Source organism: Tumebacillus lipolyticus, from assembly GCF_042682745.1.
In the GTDB taxonomy this organism is placed as follows: Bacteria; Bacillota; Bacilli; order Tumebacillales; family Tumebacillaceae; genus Tumebacillus_A; species Tumebacillus_A lipolyticus.
Genome location: NZ_JBHUIO010000002.1, coordinates 530,787 through 548,316, shown reverse-complemented (window position 1 = coordinate 548,316; position 17,530 = coordinate 530,787). Strand labels below are relative to the sequence as shown.

The 17,530-nt window shown below is 55.1% G+C and carries 20 protein-coding genes; 17 read left to right on the top strand and 3 right to left on the bottom strand.

From position 1 onward, the window contains the following. Positions 1 to 2: 2 nt before the first annotated feature. Positions 3 to 761: a TRM11 family SAM-dependent methyltransferase gene (locus ACFSOY_RS01930; protein ID WP_386043795.1), complete on the bottom strand. Its 759-nt coding sequence runs from the start codon at positions 759 to 761 to the stop codon at positions 3 to 5. A gap of 143 nt (positions 762 to 904) precedes the next feature. On the opposite strand from ACFSOY_RS01930, the gene ACFSOY_RS01925 reads away from it, so the two are divergent. From ACFSOY_RS01925 to ACFSOY_RS01905, 5 genes are all read left to right on the top strand, one after another. After that, positions 905 to 1,261, top strand: a complete 357-nt coding sequence (locus tag ACFSOY_RS01925; RefSeq protein WP_386043793.1) for a Lin0512 family protein — start codon at positions 905 to 907, stop codon at positions 1,259 to 1,261. A gap of 156 nt (positions 1,262 to 1,417) precedes the next feature. Then, positions 1,418 to 2,131, top strand: a complete 714-nt coding sequence (locus ACFSOY_RS01920) for a C40 family peptidase (RefSeq protein ID WP_386043791.1) — start codon at positions 1,418 to 1,420, stop codon at positions 2,129 to 2,131. A gap of 105 nt (positions 2,132 to 2,236) precedes the next feature. Further along, a complete protein-coding gene (gene cysK, locus ACFSOY_RS01915) occupies positions 2,237 to 3,157 on the top strand; it encodes a cysteine synthase A (RefSeq protein WP_386043789.1) in 921 nt (306 codons plus the stop codon). A gap of 18 nt (positions 3,158 to 3,175) precedes the next feature. Next, positions 3,176 to 3,517 carry a rhodanese-like domain-containing protein gene (locus ACFSOY_RS01910; protein WP_386043787.1) on the top strand — a complete coding sequence of 114 codons (342 nt, stop codon included), beginning with the start codon at positions 3,176 to 3,178 and terminating at the stop codon, positions 3,515 to 3,517. Then, positions 3,517 to 4,290, top strand: coding sequence for an SDR family NAD(P)-dependent oxidoreductase (locus ACFSOY_RS01905; RefSeq protein WP_386043785.1), 774 nt, complete (start codon positions 3,517 to 3,519; stop codon positions 4,288 to 4,290). Before ACFSOY_RS01910 ends, ACFSOY_RS01905 begins: the two co-directional genes overlap by 1 nt. Positions 4,291 to 4,321: 31 nt before the next feature. Here ACFSOY_RS01905 and ACFSOY_RS01900 read toward each other — a convergent pair whose 3' ends face one another. Continuing rightward, positions 4,322 to 4,702 carry a hypothetical protein gene (locus ACFSOY_RS01900; protein WP_386043783.1) on the bottom strand — a complete coding sequence of 127 codons (381 nt, stop codon included), beginning with the start codon at positions 4,700 to 4,702 and terminating at the stop codon, positions 4,322 to 4,324. A gap of 149 nt (positions 4,703 to 4,851) precedes the next feature. Here ACFSOY_RS01900 and ACFSOY_RS01895 point away from each other — a divergent pair, with 149 nt between their 5' ends. The 6 genes from ACFSOY_RS01895 (at position 4,852) to ACFSOY_RS01870 (ending at position 10,801) form a co-directional block, all read left to right on the top strand. Continuing rightward, positions 4,852 to 5,049: a cold shock domain-containing protein gene (locus tag ACFSOY_RS01895; RefSeq protein ID WP_386043781.1), complete on the top strand. Its 198-nt coding sequence runs from the start codon at positions 4,852 to 4,854 to the stop codon at positions 5,047 to 5,049. Positions 5,050 to 5,191: 142 nt separating this feature from the next. Continuing rightward, on the top strand, positions 5,192 to 5,788 hold the full coding sequence (locus ACFSOY_RS01890) for a YkoP family protein (RefSeq protein ID WP_386043779.1): 597 nt from the start codon (positions 5,192 to 5,194) through the stop codon (positions 5,786 to 5,788). Positions 5,789 to 5,819: 31 nt separating this feature from the next. After that, positions 5,820 to 6,272 carry a hypothetical protein gene (locus tag ACFSOY_RS01885; RefSeq protein ID WP_386043777.1) on the top strand — a complete coding sequence of 151 codons (453 nt, stop codon included), beginning with the start codon at positions 5,820 to 5,822 and terminating at the stop codon, positions 6,270 to 6,272. Positions 6,273 to 6,495: 223 nt separating this feature from the next. Then, positions 6,496 to 8,943 carry a transglycosylase domain-containing protein gene (locus tag ACFSOY_RS01880; RefSeq protein WP_386043775.1) on the top strand — a complete coding sequence of 816 codons (2,448 nt, stop codon included), beginning with the start codon at positions 6,496 to 6,498 and terminating at the stop codon, positions 8,941 to 8,943. Between the two features lie 252 nt (positions 8,944 to 9,195). After that, a complete protein-coding gene (gene folE / locus ACFSOY_RS01875; protein WP_386043773.1) occupies positions 9,196 to 9,759 on the top strand; it encodes a GTP cyclohydrolase I FolE in 564 nt (187 codons plus the stop codon). Between the two features lie 88 nt (positions 9,760 to 9,847). Continuing rightward, positions 9,848 to 10,801: an NAD(P)H-dependent flavin oxidoreductase gene (locus ACFSOY_RS01870; protein ID WP_386043771.1), complete on the top strand. Its 954-nt coding sequence runs from the start codon at positions 9,848 to 9,850 to the stop codon at positions 10,799 to 10,801. Between the two features lie 26 nt (positions 10,802 to 10,827). Here the strand turns inward: ACFSOY_RS01870 and ACFSOY_RS01865 are convergent, their stop codons facing one another. Beyond that, positions 10,828 to 11,532, bottom strand: coding sequence for a metallophosphoesterase (locus ACFSOY_RS01865; protein ID WP_386043769.1), 705 nt, complete (start codon positions 11,530 to 11,532; stop codon positions 10,828 to 10,830). A gap of 34 nt (positions 11,533 to 11,566) precedes the next feature. Here ACFSOY_RS01865 and ACFSOY_RS01860 point away from each other — a divergent pair, with 34 nt between their 5' ends. From ACFSOY_RS01860 to ACFSOY_RS01835, 6 genes are all read left to right on the top strand, one after another. Further along, a complete protein-coding gene (locus ACFSOY_RS01860) occupies positions 11,567 to 12,820 on the top strand; it encodes a rhomboid family intramembrane serine protease (RefSeq protein WP_386043767.1) in 1,254 nt (417 codons plus the stop codon). A 171-nt stretch (positions 12,821 to 12,991) separates the two neighbouring features. Then, positions 12,992 to 13,477 carry an NUDIX hydrolase gene (locus tag ACFSOY_RS01855; protein ID WP_386043765.1) on the top strand — a complete coding sequence of 162 codons (486 nt, stop codon included), beginning with the start codon at positions 12,992 to 12,994 and terminating at the stop codon, positions 13,475 to 13,477. Positions 13,478 to 13,498: 21 nt separating this feature from the next. Beyond that, positions 13,499 to 13,972 carry a SprT family protein gene (locus ACFSOY_RS01850; protein ID WP_386043763.1) on the top strand — a complete coding sequence of 158 codons (474 nt, stop codon included), beginning with the start codon at positions 13,499 to 13,501 and terminating at the stop codon, positions 13,970 to 13,972. A gap of 72 nt (positions 13,973 to 14,044) precedes the next feature. After that, positions 14,045 to 14,989 (top strand): hypothetical protein, encoded by a 945-nt coding sequence (locus tag ACFSOY_RS01845; protein ID WP_386043761.1) that lies wholly within the window; start codon positions 14,045 to 14,047, stop codon positions 14,987 to 14,989. A gap of 23 nt (positions 14,990 to 15,012) precedes the next feature. Next, positions 15,013 to 15,273, top strand: coding sequence for a hypothetical protein (locus tag ACFSOY_RS01840; protein WP_386043759.1), 261 nt, complete (start codon positions 15,013 to 15,015; stop codon positions 15,271 to 15,273). Between the two features lie 21 nt (positions 15,274 to 15,294). Then, positions 15,295 to 17,520 carry an ATP-dependent helicase gene (locus ACFSOY_RS01835; RefSeq protein WP_386043757.1) on the top strand — a complete coding sequence of 742 codons (2,226 nt, stop codon included), beginning with the start codon at positions 15,295 to 15,297 and terminating at the stop codon, positions 17,518 to 17,520. The last annotated feature ends 10 nt before the right edge of the window (positions 17,521 to 17,530 follow it).

Sequence of the window (17,530 nt, the reverse complement as noted above, 5' to 3'; positions counted from 1 at the left end):
CCTTAGCGGGGGTGCTTCGGCGCTTTTTGCTTTTTCTGAAAGACGAACAGATATTCATGATTGTGGAGCGGGACGGGCAACTTGTGTAGAGGGGTGCGGGAATCATAGGTGTCAAGAACGGAGAAGCCGCGAGAGAGAAAGCGGTGGATGAACTGAAAACCGAGGGGCATCATGCGACCTTGCGCCTTGACATCACCGATCAACAGGGCGCAGATACCGTTTGGCTTCATCACGGTGAACAGCTCGGCTGCCACCTGTTCGATCGCCGTCAGAAAGTCGCGGGAGGAGAGCAGGGAAAGATCATCAGGATTCTGGGTGGAAAAGCGGTAGGTGCTTCCATAGGGGGGCTGTGTGATCACGAGGTCGATCGACTCTTCGGCGAGATAGCTGCTGAGCTTGCGGGCGTCTCCGCAGAGCAGCGTGGGGGTGTTGCCCTCTGCGAAGACGTCGATGCGCCGCAATGCTTTGTCGAGCATGTCTTGATTGCAATCGATGCCCAACGCCTCACGTCCCATCATCAGCGATTGCTGCACGGCGCATCCCGAACCGAGAAAGCAGTCGAGCACCAGATCGCCAGGTCGCGAGAAGGAATTGATCAGATGGCGGACAAGATTGGGGGAAAAGGAGAGAGCAAAGGCTCCGGCTACCTCCCGCTCAAGATGAGGAGCTTTCCAATCTACATCGAGCAGATCGAGCTGCGCACTAAGAACTTGAGCATGTGAACGAATGGGGGGTTGGTTCAACCATGCGGGATTTGCCATGAACCTTCACTCCTTTCAAAGTCTCTGTAACTAGATTGTACTATGGGAGGAACGATTTGGCAAGAACATATGTTCTCTTTTGTGCGAAGTTGATTTTTTCATTATGATCAAATGGATAAGAACACCAAGAGAGGGGAATTGTTATGAACGTGGTTTTTATTGAGATCGGAATGGGTGTTGATCTGCATGGACAGGATGCGACGGTCGCTGCGATTCGCGCATGCAAAAATGCGATCGGAACCAATTCGATGCCTGGCATTCGCTCAATCCTGCCCGATGGAGACATCAACAAGATGATCGTGCGAGTCAAACTCGGCGTGCCCGTTCCGGCAGAGCAGGTGGACCTTGAAAAAGTGAAAACGACATTTCCCTACGGTCAGGTTTCGTTCGAAGTAGTTCCTGGCGGTCTGATCTGCTCAAGCGGTGTCGTCTTGCCGGACAAGGGAGATGTCAATGACGAGGTGATCGTCGTCAACGCGGCGATCGAAGTGGGGTACTAGATCAGGAGCCGGGTGGCAATCGCCTGCGCTTTTGGTGAATGATGTTTCTAAACGGTGGAAAAGCCTACATAGGATGTACAAAGAAGATCACTCTTTCCTAGGGTGGTTTTTCTTTTGGGAAGAGAATCAGAGCTTGCGTGCGAAAGGAGTCGAATGATGAACAGGAGACAGCAATGGGTGACCGCTTGGTTGATCATGATCCTCACTTGGGTGCTCGTCCTTCCCAGTTCGCAGACCAGCGTCACTGCGCTCGCGGAGGGGCGACCGCTCGTTCAGCTCGATCTCTCAGGGCGTGGTTTCGACCTTCGCACAGAGAGTCTGCGAGCATCCTCGATGTTCGAGATCGGAACGGGGATCAGCCTGCAAGAGCTGCGAGCGGAAGATCAGAAGCTGCTCGAACAGAAGCGGCTCGGCCGTCGTGCCGAAGAGCTGTCGATCCCGCGCAACCTGCTCACCTCGCGCTCGATTCACCTCGCCCAAGCTGCCAAGCAGGTGCAGGAGCAGAGCAGGCTTCGCGTCGCTCGCGAGGCCGAGCGGTTCATCGGAACTCCGTATGTATGGGGCGGTACGACACCGCAGGGGTTTGACTGTTCCGGGTTTACGCAGTACGTCTACCGAGTGAACGGAGTGGAGGTGCCGCGCAACTCCTACGATCAGTTCGCCGTCGGCGAATCGGTTCCGAAGCAAGAGCTGCAGCCGGGCGACCTCGTCTTTTTCAGCACCTATGCTCCTGGCCCCTCGCACCTTGGCATCTATGTTGGCGAGGGCAAGTTCGTTCATGCGCTCAACGACAAGACGGGCGTGATCACTTCGACGCTTGAGGAACAATATTATCATTCGCGATTCATCGGTGCGAAGCGCGTCATCTGATCGATCAGCCTGCTCGATTGACAGGTGGGAGAAAACATGCCACGATTAGTGAACAACCCGCATTGAGCATCAGGAATCGGGGGCCGAACGAAGGAGTTGAGGCCGATGAAAATCGTACATAATATCGCCGAGTTGATCGGTGAGACGCCGGTGGTCAAACTGTCGCGCATCGCAGGTGCCGACATGGCGGACGTCTACGTGAAGCTGGAGATGTTCAACCCGAGCCGCAGTGTGAAAGATCGCGCGGCGTACAATATGATCGCAGAAGCGGAGCGACAGGGTCTGCTGAAGCCCGGCTCGACGATCATCGAGCCGACCAGTGGCAACACGGGGATCGGGCTTGCGATGGTCGCGGCAGCAAAAGGGTATCGCGCGATCTTGGTGATGCCCGACACTGCGACTGAGGAGCGCATCTCCATCCTGCGGGCCTATGGGGCGGAGGTGGTGTTGACGCCGGGAGCGAAGCGGATGAACGGTGCTGTGGAGCGGGCGGAGGAGCTGGCTTCGCAGATCGCAGACAGCTTCATCCCGATGCAGTTTGAGAATTTGGCCAACCCGGACGTGCATCGCAAAACGACCGCGCAGGAGATCTTTAAGCAGATGGGTGGACGTCTCGACGCGTTTGTGGCGACAGCTGGGACGGGAGGGACGATCACCGGGACTGGCGAAACGCTCAAAGAGCTGATCCCGGGCCTCAAGGTCTACGTGGTGGAACCGGAGACTTCTGCAGTCCTCTCGGGTGAGCCGCCAGGGCCGCATAAGATCGTGGGGACGAGCCCTGGATTTGTGCCGAAGATCTTGAATCGGGAAGTATATGATCAGATCTTTCGGATCAGCGACCGCGATGCGCAGGAGACGACTCGCAGTCTTGCCCGCAGCGAGGGAATCCTCGTCGGAACGTCTGCAGGAGCGGCTGTTCATACCGCCCTACAGGTTGCGAAGCGGCTCGGCGCTGGCAAGCGAGTGCTCTGCATCGCACCTGACACGGGGGAGCGCTATTTGTCGAGCGATCTTTTTGGAGAGTAATAAGGAGGATGAAAGCAGATGGCAAAGGAGATCGATGGCATCCGCCAAGTGGATGCTGCTGAGTTACAAGCGCTGATCGCGCAGTTCGAAGCGGGGAAGATCAAGTTGATCGATGTTCGCGAACCGCATGAATACACGGCAGGCCACATCCCGGGCGTGCCGCTCGTTCCGATGAACACGATTCCGAGCATGTTGGCTGAGCTGGGCAAGGAGGAGAGCTATGTGCTCGTCTGTCGCAGCGGCAACCGCAGTCAGCAGGTCGCCCGCTACATGAAGATGAACGGCTATGAAGATGTGATCAACTTCTACGGCGGAATGCTCTCCTGGAGCGGCCCGACGAAACAGGGCATGGATCAGTGATGCTGTTGTTGCAAAATCAGATTGTGCTGATCACCGGCGCCTCTTCTGGAATCGGACGAGAAGCGGCGCTCAAATTTGCCAAGCACGGAGCGATTCCCGTCTTGGCTGCTCGCTCGATCGAAAAGCTTCAAGAGTTGTCTGCTGAGATCAAGCAGCGCTACAACATCGAAGCGCCCTATTATTCGCTCGATGTGACCGATGGGGATAACGTGACGAGCGTCGTGCAGGATGTGCTCAAGCGCTTCTCGCGCATCGATATCCTGTTGAACAACTCCGGCTATGGGCTGTTTGTCTCCACCGAGGAGATCGCGATGGAAGAGGTCGAAGGCATGATGGATGTCAACTACTTCGGTCTCGTCCGCATGACGCGCGCGGTTCTGCCATCGATGCGAGAGCGCAACAGCGGGCACATCATCAACATCGCTTCGATCGCCTCGTTCATGGCGGGCAAGAAACATGGGGTGTACGCTGCGACCAAGCACGCGGTGATGGGGTTTTCCGATGCGCTGCGCTATGAGTTGAAAGGGTCGGGCATCACCTTGTCGACGATCAATCCAGGGCCGGTCGAAACCCCATTTTTTGACCGAGCGGACCGACACAGCGTACCGAAGCTGGTGGGCTTTTTGAAGACGGAAGAGGTGGCGGAGACGGTGATCAAGGCGGCCGTACAGAAAAAGCCGCTCTACCTGTTGCCGAAGTTGGCGGCGATACCGGTCAAGCTGCGCCACCTGTTTCCACGCCTCTACGACTTTGCGATGACCCGCGTAAAATAAAGAGGCTCTCGCTTGCGCGGAGAGCTCATGCTTACGGGATAAACCCGTTTTGTAAGCTGCTGACAGACAGATGTTTCTCCAGATAGAAGTGCTGACGAGGCGACCAGTTGTAGATCGTGTGCAGCATGGCAAACATCTCGTCGACCAGAAGATCGTACTCTTCGCCCAACTGCAGGGTGATATCGTGTAGTTGCAGATGATGATTGCGGTGATGGACGCCATCCTCAAGCTCTTGATATGGATATTTTTGCACGGCCGCGCGCAGGAAATTGTGTCGCGAGTCTGTGGTGTACAGCGTGAAATATCCATTTTCATCGAGAAAGAGAACTGCTTCCGGCTTGAAATAATAATCGTCTGGGTCCTCCACGTTGACCAGATAGATCTTTGTGAGGGCTGTGCGTTTTTTCTTCATGGAATTTCGCTCCTGTTTGCATCATAAATATTTTTTATCTCGCGAAGGAAGATTGACTTCGAATTTCATACGAGGTAAAATATTACACAAAGGTAAGATAGGACAACAAGTTTTACCTTTATCTTTAATGTACCGTTAGGAGGATTCCCATGCAAGGAAAAGTGAAATGGTTTAACGCTGAAAAAGGTTACGGCTTCATCGAGCGCGAGGACGGCGGCGATGTATTCGTACACTTCTCCGCTATCCAAACTGATGGTTTCAAGACCCTCGAAGAAGGTCAATCTGTATCTTTCGACATCGTCGATGGCGCTCGCGGTCCGCAAGCAGCAAACGTAATCAAGCTGTAATCACACTGCGAACAAAGCCTCCGGGATTGATTCCCCGGAGGATTTTTGTTTTTACAAGGGAACTACTCCTTCAGCATACACATGAAATGGGACGCTCATACTAGGGAGGCACACTTTAGAAGCTCTGTGAGGGGATGCAAAGATGAACCGAATCGAGTTGCTCCTGTGGGGATGGGGCGATGTACTGTACCGGTTGCTGCGCAGATTCGACTTCGAAGACCGTCGAGGCAAGAATATTTTTCGCATTCGCGTTCGGCACTATGCTGGCCCGGTGATCCGACTGCCAGATGGTCAGGAGATACATGAAGGCGATTGGGTTGGCTTTTTACACATTTATAATCTGCGCTTGCAGCAGATGTTGCACGGGGTGAAGTCTGATAACAGAAGAGGGGTGATCGTGCTGCGCGAAACGCAGCGCTCACTGCCCGAACTGGTGGAGTTTCTGCGCAGACATCCTCGCGGCGAACGGATCAAAGCGCTGATCGGAGTCACGCTGCTCAATCGCGGGGTCGAGCCGCTCGGGTTTACCGTTCAGAGCGTCCCCGACACAGGCTGGTTTCGTTTTAAAGCGTGGTACATGCGACTGATGCTCTTGATCTGTCATCCGGAGGGCAGACGGCTCTCTCGAAAGCGGGAAAAAGCGTTCGCGCTCAAGCGGGTGATGATCTCAGTCGAAGAATTGGTTCGAAGGTATGGGAAAGTCCAACCCTCAGTCGTCATAGATATAGACAGGAGATAGGCCAATCTCTCAGATCGCTGAGGTGGTGTGATTGAAGTCGTGGGTGATTGCCGGCATCGTCGCCGCATTCGCATACGGGGTGTACAGCATCCCGTTAAAATATTTGAGCTCCGACAAATACAGCAAGGCGCCGCTTGAGTTGATCGCGCTCGGGTTGGCGCTCGGCGTTGCGGTCACGGCGGTCCTGTTTGCCTGGTTGCGCGGTGGAACGGTGGTGCTCGGATCGCCCCAGGTGATGTCCAACCTGCTGATCGGAGCTCTGGCTGGCGCGGTCTGGCTGATCGGCACGCTCGCTGTGACCGGAGCGTTTCGCGACCCGGGGACCAACGTATCCCAGCTGATTCCGCTCGTCAATGCGAACACGCTGGTGGCGGTGGTGCTCGGGTTGATCTTCTTCAATGAGCTGGCCAACGGTGTCAGCCTCAGCCGGATCATGATCGGGGGGAGCCTGATCATGGTCGGCGGATATATCCTGAGCGCCTGATCAAGACCGTTTTGAATCTGAAAATTACATCTACATCGACAAGTGAAACCCCTTCCCTGCGTGAATCGTCTTATATAGGGAAGGTCTTTTTATTTGGACAGAAAAAAAGCCATCTCTGCGAATAGGAGTAAGCAGAAGTACCAGAAATTGCGATTCTTGGACGAGAAACTGTGTTGTAGAGAAAGGTGTCGTGCAGTAGAATGTGCAAAAGAGGTGATAGGTAGTGGGGAAGAAAATCTTGAGGAGCATCTTGATCGCCTTTTTGGTGACAGGCATCGCTGTGATCTTGATCGGATGCAGCATTGCGCTCCCGACATTTGATAAATCGAAGCTTGAGATCGAGTACAAGACCTCGTATATCTATGACAAAGACGGCAATGAGATCATGTCCTTTCAGTCGTTTGCTGGCGAGCCGGCCAAGCTGAGCGAAATCCCGCAGCCGTTGCAGGACGCATTGGTCGCGGTTGAGGACAATCGCTTTAAGACGCACAACGGCATCGATTTCCGTGCGGTCGGTCGTGCGGTCTACCGCGATATTATCACCGGCTCCAAAGCGGAAGGTGGTTCGACGATCACCCAGCAGCTTGCGAAGAACGTCTACCTTTCGCACGAGAAGACGTTTACGCGGAAGGTCAAGGAGATTTCGCTCGCGGCACAGATCGAGCGAAACTATTCGAAAGACGATATTTTGGAGATGTATTTTAACCGCATCACGTTCGCGGGCAACGTGACCGGCATCAAATATGCGGCAGAGGTTTACTTTGACAAAGGGGATCGCATGCAGGATCTGACATTGGCGGAGAGCGCCCTGTTGGCAGGTCTGCCGAACGCGCCGAGCGCGTACAACCCTCGCTCCAATCCGGAGCTTTCGATCGAGCGCCGCAACATCGTGCTCGATCAGATGCTCAAGTATGAGTACATCACCGAGGAGCAGTACAATCAGGCGAAGACAGAGCCGCTGCACCTCTCGGAAAAGCCGGGCAACGACATCAAGGGGATGGACCAAGAGGTCAAGTACCCGTACTACCTCGACTACGTGTTGGAGGAAGCGTCGAACAAGCTGGGCATCGAAGCGGAGCAGATCTTGCGCGGAGGGGTCAAGGTGTATACCAACTTGGACCCGAAATTGCAAGACACGCTTCAAAAAGCGTATGCAGATCCGAACAACTTCCCGCGAAATGCGGCGGACGGCACGTGGGCGCAGGCGGCGTCTGTCATCGTCGATCCGGAGACGGGTGGCGTGCTGGCGCTGGTGGGCGGTCGCGACAAGCCGGAGCTTGAGCACACTCCGCAAGCGGTGCTCAACCGGGTGTCGATGGCGAAAGTAAGACCTGGTTCGTCCTTCAAGCCGATCATCGCGTTCGGGCCGGCGATCGACACGGGAGCTTACACCCCGGCCTCCATCTTGAACAACAAGGCGGGCACCGAGTTCCCCGGCGGCTACAAGCCGAACAACTGGAAACTGTGGCCGAAAGATAAGGTGACGCTGAGCGAAGCGATGATCTGGTCGCTGAACATCCCGACCGTCTCCGTGCTCTACGACATGGGCGTCGATGTCGGCTACAAGTATGCGACGCAAAACTTTGGCATTCCGCTCAAAAAAGAGGACGGTCAGCGACTTGGCGTGGCGCTCGGCGACGTCGATGTGACGCCGCTCGATATGGCAGGCGCTTACACAGCGTTTGCGAACAACGGCGTGCGCACCGAGCCGTTTGCGATTCGCGAGATCCAAAGCGCAGATGGCAACAAGCTCGCTTCGATCGACGTGAAAACGCACCAAGCGATCAAAGGCGATACGGCAAAAACGATCACCAAGCTGCTGAAAGCGTCGGTGGAACAAGGAACGGGTACCAGCGCTCGCATCTCAGGGCGCGACGTGGCCGGCAAGACGGGTACGACCGAGATGGGCAACACGGGCGGCAACCGCGATGCATGGTTTGCCGGCTACACGCCAGGCTACGTGATGGTGAGCTGGATGGGATTTGACCAATCGGATGAACAGCATTATCTGGGCAGTCAAGGCTCGGAAATTCCGGCCGCCCTGTTCTCGAAAGTGATGTCCCAAGGGCTGCAAGGACGACCCGCTCTGCGCTTCGACACGAACGTGCAGAACAAGGACGATGGGAAGAACAAAGAAGAGCAAGAGAAGGAAAAGGCGATCGTAAGCGATCTGTCGGTCAAACTGGAGGGCAACAAAGCGGTGCTCTCCTGGTCGCCGGTCGCTGTCGAGGGAGTGAAGTACTTCCTGTTCCGCGCGGAGAAAAACCAAAACGGGACGGTAGCCAACTCTGGCGGCATCGGAGAGCTGAACAAGCCGGGCTATACCGATGCGACGATCAAGCCGGGCAAGACATACCTTTACTCGGTCGTCGTGATGAAGGGTAGCGAGAAGCTGTCCGATTCGAACTTTGCCCAACTGTCGGTTCCAGGCAAGGACCCGGACCAACCGAATGAACCAAAACGTCCGACCGATCCGCAAAAGCCGAACGACGATGGGAAGGAGAAGCCACCGGGTAAGGAGCCGAACGAGCCGGGAAAACCAGACCAGAAGCCTGACCCGGGGAAGCCAGATCAACCGAAGCCACCTGATGATGGCAATCAGCCAACTCAACCGGGCGATGGGGGAAGCGGCGGAACGGGCGGTTCTGGTGGAACGACTCCTCAAAACTGACAGCTGACAGCAGTTGTAAGAAAAAGGGCTTCTCCCGACGTGCAGGGAGAAGCTCTTTTCTTCGATCGCTGAGCATGATTTCGATGTGCGGAGGAAAAGTAAGGAGAGAGAACCAAGAGACGGGTAATGCGCCAGACCCCATTTGACAAAAGAGCTTCCATTTGTTTATAGTAGGGATTGCATTTCTATGACTCTATGTGCAATAGATGATCAATCAACAGATTGTAAGATATTCGCTAGGAGGTTCCAGCAATGGCATTTGATCACGATAAATTACAGGCTGCAGTTCGCATGATTTTAGAAGCTGTCGGAGAAAACCCAGACCGCGAAGGTCTGCTCGACACCCCGAAGCGCGTGGCAAAAATGTATGCAGAAGTGTTTGAAGGATTGGGGAAAAATCCTGAAGAGGAGCTCTCCGCGATCTTTAATGAGATGCACGAAGAGGTGGTCATCGTCAAGGACATCCCGTTCTTCTCGATGTGTGAACATCATCTCGTTCCGTTCTATGGCAAAGCGCACGTCGCCTACATCCCGCGCAACGGTCAAGTGACCGGCCTGTCGAAACTGGCGCGCGTCGTCGAGACGGTTGCTCGCCAGCCGCAATTGCAAGAGCGCATCACCGCGACGGTTGCCGATACGCTCGTCAACAAGCTCAACCCGCACGGCGTTGCGGTCATCGTGGAAGCGGAGCATATGTGCATGACGATGCGCGGCGTGAAAAAGCCGGGCGCCTCGACCATCACCACCGCTGTGCGCGGCATCTATCAAGAATCGTCAGAAGCGCGTGCAGAAGTATTCTCGCTGATGCGCGGATAACCTATAGAAATCAACCGAAAGGATGCGCTCGTTGGCATCCTTTTTTTGCAGGTTCTGCTATCATGGAATTCAGGAGGGGAAGATGTCGATGAAACAGCGATTGCTCGAATTGTTAGGGATCGAATATCCGATCATCGAAGGCGGTATGGCGTACATAGGTGATGGCAAGTTGGCGGCTGCCGTTTCAAATGCGGGCGCATTCGGCCAAGTGGGTTCTGCCGGCCGGTCGCTTGCCGATTTTGAACTTCAGATTCAGATTGCATGTGAGCAGACCGATCGACCGTTTGGTATCAATCTGCCGATCGGTGAACATAGCGACCCTCGCGAACGGGTTGAGATGATCTTAAAATACAAAGATCAGATCAGCGGCGTTTCGATCTCCGCAGGGAACCCGCGGCCGTTTATTCCCGTATTTAAAGAAGCAGGACTGCCGGTGATGGTCGTCGTCTCGACGGCGATGCACGCTGCGAAGGCGGAGCAGGCAGGCGCTGATATTCTGATCGCAGAAGGAACGGAAGCGGGCGGGCACAACGGCCCAGCAGAGCTGACGACGTTCGCTTTGGTTCCACAGGCGGTGAGCGCCGTCCAGATCCCGGTGATCGCAGCGGGCGGCATTGTCGACGGGCGAGGATTGGCTGCTGCGCTCGCACTCGGTGCGGCAGGTGTGCAGCTGGGCACTCGGTTGGTCGCCACTGAGGAGTCACCAGCTCATGATCGCTACAAGCGGGCGATCGTAGCTGCCCAGGGCGAAGATACGACGATGATCGAGCGAAGCATCGGTCATGTGACGCGCGTGCTAAAAGGGGAGTACATCGAGGAAGTGCTGCGTTTTGAAAAGACGGGCCCGACACCTGAGTCTCTCTATCCGTACATCAAAGGGGAGAAAAATCGACTGGCTGTGCTCGAAGGGCGGCTCGAAGACGGGTATGCGTACAGCGGGCAAGGCTGCGGATTGATCACCGAGATCCTGCCTGTCGAACGGGTGATCTCGACGATGGTTGAAGAGGCCCGCGCTGTGATCGCCAAGCTTTCACAGCTTTGAGCGCAAGCATGGAGAAGCCCCGCTGCTCACGCTTTCGATGACGTGAGCTTGAGCGGGGCGAAGTTGAGGTAATCACAGGCTGTCAGGTGAAATTCGATCCCGTGATGCACGCCTTCTAGCGCATGACGATGACCTTCCTTTCCATGAAGGTGGCCGTAGACGACCTTGTCGACCGGATAGCGGGTCAGCATTTCCAGAAAGCCGGACGCATGATGCTTCTCATTGGTCGGCGGGTAGTGGAGCATGACGATCAGCTGACGAGCCTTTTGGTTCATCGCATGGTCGAGCGACATCTGCAAGCGCACGACTTCCCGTTCATACACTTTTCGATCATGTTCATCGAACTTGTATCCGCCGGGGCAATCCCAACCTCGAACTCCGGCGATCGTCACATCTCCGATGGTGATCGAGTCATTTTGTAAGACGTGAATCGAAGGATCGACGCTTTTGCGAATTTTTGAGATCGATGACCACCAATAGTCGTGGTTGCCGCGGATCATCACCTTCGTGCCAGGAAGTGATGCGATATAATCAAGATCTTGCTTCGCTTCTTCCAGTTGCATCGCCCATGAGATGTCGCCAGGGATCAACACGAGGTCTTCAGGTGCAACTGTCGCTTCCCAAGCGGTCCGGATCTTCTCCGGATGATCGTTCCAAAGCTCGCCGAAGATGTTCATCGGCTTCGGATTGGCAAAAGAGAGATGCAGGTCGCCAATGGCGAATATATTCATGCAGGACACATCCTTTCAGGGGGTAAACGGGAGCGTGGAAAGTTCAGAACAAGCGGTACAACGACAGACGACTCTGCTGTATCAGTTGGCAGAGCAGCTGATCGAACACGATGATTTTTCTATTTTGCCACAAGTTTCCCAAGCGGGGCAAGAAACGCTTAGCCAAGAAGAGGTTCAACCGATCGTGCTGGTGCGACGGCGTTGGAACACAGCACAGGTCGTGCGCTTGCTCCCGGTCGACCGGATCGGGACCGACCAGATCGAAAAAATGTTGATGCAAGAGGCGCTTTACCTCCGCCAAGCCAAGCAACAAAACGGGGTGCGCAAGATGTACTCCCTGACGCTGTTCGTCTTCTCCCATTGGCGCTCCGACGAGAACATGAATGCGATCGCACTCGCTGGCGTGTATGCGGGCATGACCAAGAGCACAGGGGCGGTTGCGGTCGGCGTCGACTTGATGCGCGGTGTGGTAGGACCGATGCCGTGGGGACCGGCAGTCGAAAATATTCAATTGGAACATCTGACGCCGCTGATCAAAAAGTTTTCAGAAGAAGAGCCGAGCGATCAGATGATCACCCGCTCCGCAGAAGCGTGGCAGCAGTTGTTGCTTGCGAGGTCGCTGGAGAAGCGCGTGCAGGTGACAGAATCGTTAAAGGGCAACCGAAAGACGCCGACAGTCTTCAGCATCATCGGGCTGACCGTTTTGATCTGGATGATCGGGCTGCAATACACAGAGCAAGTGCTGGGCTTTGGTCTCCTCATCCCTGAATTGGTTCGGATGGGAGAATGGTGGCGACTGCTCACCTCCGTCTTTTTGCACTATGAGATCACGCACATCATGTTCAACATGGTGACGCTTTATTTTTTTGGAAGCATCGCGGAGCGCATCTTTGGTGTCTCGCGCTTTCTGGTCATCTACGTGCTGGCGGGGATCGCCGGAAGTTTGCTCTCAGTCGCATTCGCCGGAAACAGCTCACTTGGTGCTTCTGGCGCTGTGTTCGGTCTGTTTGGCGCTCTCCTCGCCTTTGGGCAGTTCAATCGGAAAGCGTTTTCGATGACGATCGGGACTTCAGTTTACGCGCTGTTGGCGATCAACCTGATCTTCGGTTTCATCATGCCCAACGTGAACAACTGGGCACATATCGGCGGTCTGATCGGCGGCTTTTTGATCGCGATGACAGTCGGCATACCCGATACTCCGAATCGAAAGCGATTGCAATACGGGCTGCTCTATCTCGCCTATACGGCGATCACAATTTGGATCGGTCTCGAAGCTCCTTTCCGTTGAAGCGGGAAGGAGCTTTTTATCTTGAAAAGCGGAACCGGACAGCGATCAGCGATCGGAAAATTAAAGATGTGACGAGCAGAAGCGGCGATCGCCTCGCCTTTTCTTTCGCTTGCAAACCAACCTGATATTGGATAGAGTAGGAATACTGTCTTTTGAAGGGGGAGTTATCAGATGATGATCACGTTCGATCGAGGGATTGCCCGATTCAATCATCGCGCGGCTGGAGTGTTTATCGATGAGGGATACGTGCTGTTGCACCGGCTGGAACGAGACGATTTTTGGGCATTGCCTGGCGGGAGAATTGAGCTGATGGAGCGGTCTGCCGAGACGATCGTCCGCGAGATGGAAGAGGAGATCGGCATTCAGGCGCAGGTCGAGCGTCTTTTGTGGGTGGTGGAAAACTACTTTGATCACAGTGAGCACCAATACCATGAAGTGGCTTTCTATTATCTGCTGACTGCTGATCGGACGCTGCCGATCTTCCGCAAAGATGTGGAGCACAGAGGGATCGAAGTCGAACACCCTTTGATCTATAGATGGTTTCGGTTCGAAGAGCTGCCTGATCTTCGCGTGTACCCCACCTTTTTAAAGACTCGTTTGCGCGATCTTCCTTTGCAGCCTGAGCACATCGTCCATGTCGACCCGAACGACGAGTAAACGGTGGAGGCGACGGAGCGGATGGAGGAGCAACAACTGCAATCGTTGACAGAGGAGATCTCAGAAACGTTTTTCGGTTTGCCATTTTTGCATCATATCTCATTCAATGCTCGGCTGAGGACGACTGGGGGACGATACCTCTTGCGAACTCATAACATCGAGATCAATCCGCACCATTATCGAAAGCATGGCTTGGAGTCGATGATCGGTACGATCAAACACGAGCTTTGCCATTATCATCTGCATCTGCAGAAGCGCGGATATCGCCATCAAGATCGAGACTTTCAAGAGTTGCTGGCGCGGGTCGGCGGGTCGCGCTACTGTCCGGACACCGGGCTCAGGCGCGAGGTCAAGACTCGCTATGAATATGTTTGCACAGCTTGTGGGCAAGAGTATCAGCGCAAGCGCAAGATCGACCTCGATCGATTCGGGTGTGGGCGATGCCGCGGAAAAATAAAATTGCTGCGGACCTTTTTGCAGCAAGACAGGAATTGACTATATGCTGTCGAACTCTTTTTAAGAAGAGTAGCGGCAGTTTTTTTTGAAAGTAAAGGGGATGAAAGCAGCATGTTGCAGCAAGGATCTGGGGCGTTGCGCTACAGCTTGGAAGGTTTTTTGAAGCGAGTGTTACACTGCGCACCATGCCCGCTGACAGAGGAAGGGTTGGTGGAGGCGGTCCTATCCGATTGGGCAGGGCCGGATCAAGCTCGCGAGTCGATCTCAGCCCGCGTAAGAGCTTCGTTGCAAGCGACAAACGGTGCGTTTACCTCGGTCGCTGAGGATAAATATATGCTGCGCCATGCGGTGGGAGATGATCTGCAAAACCTCTCCTATCAGTATTTGACCGAGACGGGCCAGCCGCAAAAGCTTGGCGATATTCTGCGCTATCTGCAAAAGGTGACCGGACGCGGCCGTGGGGAGCTGATGTCGCGCGTCGATCTCGACTGCGACCCGCGATTTGTGCGCATGGATGGGGGCGAATGGCTCCTGACCGAATGGGAGCCTGTCAATGATCACCTCGCCAGGCTGATGGTCGAGCGAGGTCAGCGCCGCGGAGAGCTCAGCAGTCTGCTCGCGCTCCTCGGTGAGGAGCAAGATACTCATCAATATCAGATCTTTTATCCGGAGTACGATCCGCGCTTCACCGTGAACGGCGATGTGGTCGAATGTCTGCTCGTCGAACGGGAAGTTGCAGTCGCTTCGAATCTTGATACGAACTTGGAGGAAGAGAAAGTGGAAGAGTTGAAAACAGAACAGACGTTGATGACCCAAAAGTTGGACGAGTTGGCGAGCGTACCGACCCCTCAGCTGGTGGCAGCAGCTTTGCAGCACCTCTCTCTGCTCAGCGCAGCGCTGCAAGAGCGCAATCAAGCGATTCCGAACGAAGTGTTGACTCTTTTCAACTCGGAAGATCTGGCAGGGATCGAATCGCTGATGGGCGAGCGCAAGCGCGTCGGGGCGCTGGCGGATGACCTGGCTTCGTTCGTCACCAAGTGGAGCGAGAGCGAGTAGCTCGGTTCGGAACAGCCTGAGTGATGTGGAGACCGACTGATCATCTGGAAGCGCGATTTGACCGCTTGCGTCAAATTGTCACCCTGTGGGAAATTCGCTATAATCAATTGCCGAGCCATGCGATGGAGCTGTTTGATGCGCAGGACATCGCTTCCATTCGCGAACTGCTCATGGAAAAGCGTGAACTGAGGCGATTGATTCCCGACATGAAGGACTTTATCGAGCGCTGGGAGCCCGTTTCTCAGATGGTTGGCTCAGGCGATGAGGAGCAAGAGACCTCTTGAAATCGCTAGGAGGTTGAACGGATGAACCAATCGGATTTTTTGGCGCAACTTGGCCAAATCGGCATAGAGTTGAACGATGAACAGCGAGAGGCGGTCTGCCACACGGCAGGGCCTCTCGTCGTGTTTGCAGGGCCTGGCAGCGGGAAGACGACCGTTTTAACCTGTCGAGCTGCCTATCTGATGCAAGTGGAACGGGTGTCAGCAGCCAAGATGCTGATCGTCACGTTCACCCGCGCGGCTGCCGCTGAGATGCAGAATCGCTTGGCGGCGATGCCTGGCATCGGCCAGCAGAACATCAGGGCGGCTGAGATCGGTACGTTTCACTCTGTGTTCATGCGGATGTTGATGCAGCAAAACGGCGGGCAACTGCCGGCGCTGTTGGCAGAGAGTGAGCAGCGCACGATCATCAAAGCGCTGCTGCGGGAGCTTGGGGAAGATGGCGATGATGAGCAGGTGGCAGACGCCCTCTCGAAAATCGGGCTCTGCAAAAACAATTTGATCCTCCCGGCGAGGATCAAAGTCACCAAGCCTGAAAATCAGCAGTTTCGCGATCTGTATGCTGGCTATGAGCGGGTCAAGCAGCAGGAAGGTCGCTGGGACTATGATGACATCCTCGTCTCTGCTTACGAGATGCTCAAGCAGAACCGCGAGGTGCGCGAACATTACCAACGACGGTACTCCTGCATTCTCGTCGACGAGTTTCAGGATACCAACCTCGCCCAATATGAAGTGATCAAGATGCTTGCAGGACACGGCAACCTGTGCATCGTCGGGGATGATGACCAATCGATCTATCGGTTTCGCGGCTCGCGGGTCGAGTTCTTGCTCGACTTTGAAGCGACCTTTCCCGGTGCGAAAAAAGTGATCTTGGCGGTAAACTATCGCTCGACAGATCAGGTGATCGACTCCGCTTCCCGGCTGATTTTGCACAATCGATTGCGCCAGAGCAAGCTGATCCGAGGCACCGGCAACACGGGAGAGCGCCCACAGCTGTTGCGAGCGGACGGGGAGAAGGACGAGGCGGAGCAGATCTTGGCCCAAGTATCTGAACTGCTGGCGGCCGACCCTGAGCTGGATGCGAGAGAGATCGCCATCCTCTACCGGACGAATATCCAGGTGCGAGCGATGATCGACGGCTTGGTGCAGCGTGGTCTGCCTTTCACCCTGCACGATGCGGACGGCGACTTTTACGGTCGCTGGCAGGTGCGCGATGTGCTCACCTACTTTAAGCTCGCCTATCAGCCTGATGATCTCGATGGGATCGTCCAGATCCTCAACCGACCGAAACGCTATCTCTATATGGATCGACTGGTTGATCAGATGCACTCGCTGCGCCGCCAGCAGAACATCACCTACTTAGAAGCGCTCGCGCAGATCGAGAGTCTGGAGCCCTATCAGCGCACCAAGGTGGAGCAGCTGATCCAAGACTTGATCTCCCTGCGCCTGCTATCGCCAGCGCGAGCGTTGCACAAAATCCGCAAGGAGATCGGCTATGACCGCTATCTGGAGGAGTTTGCCGCCAAGACGGGCAATGATCCCAAGCTGATCGGCGAGCCGCTGGACGAGCTCGAACAGGCGGTGATCGGACATGCTAGCTTGCACGACTTTTTGCAGCACGTCGAAGAGGTCAAGGAGAAGGTGCGACAATCGCGGAGCAAAGGCGAGGGAATCCAACTGATGACCATGCACAAGTCGAAAGGGTTAGAATTTCTGCATGTGTATTGCATCGGGCTGGTAGCAGATATGTTGCCGCATCCGAAAGCGCTGCAAGCGGAAGGGGACAAGCTGTCGGCAGCCGTCGAGGAGGAGCGCCGCCTCTTCTATGTCGGCATGACTCGGGCCAAGCGTTATCTTACGCTTTCCGCACCGCTTCGCTACCATGGACATCGCGCAGAGCCCTCGCCGTTCCTGTTCGAGACAGGGCTGTTGCCACGTTCAAAAAGAGTGGCGATCGCTTCAGCAACAGGGCAGCCTGCTGCCACGAGCAATGCGCCGAAAGCTGTCTCCGCTCCAGCCAGCGAGCGCATGAAGAGCGCGCTGGCCAAATACGGATCGGTCGCTTTCGCTGCGGGAGACACTTTGCATCACAAAGATCTCGGACCGGGCACCATCCGCGAGCTGAAGGAGTTGACAGGCAGCAGTGGACGCCGTGCGGTGATCGATTTCCCCGGGCAAGAAAAAGCGCACGATCTGCACTTGGAGCTGTGCTTGTACTTAGGTTTGTTGAGCGCGCCAGTAAAAGTGTAAGCTTCAGCGA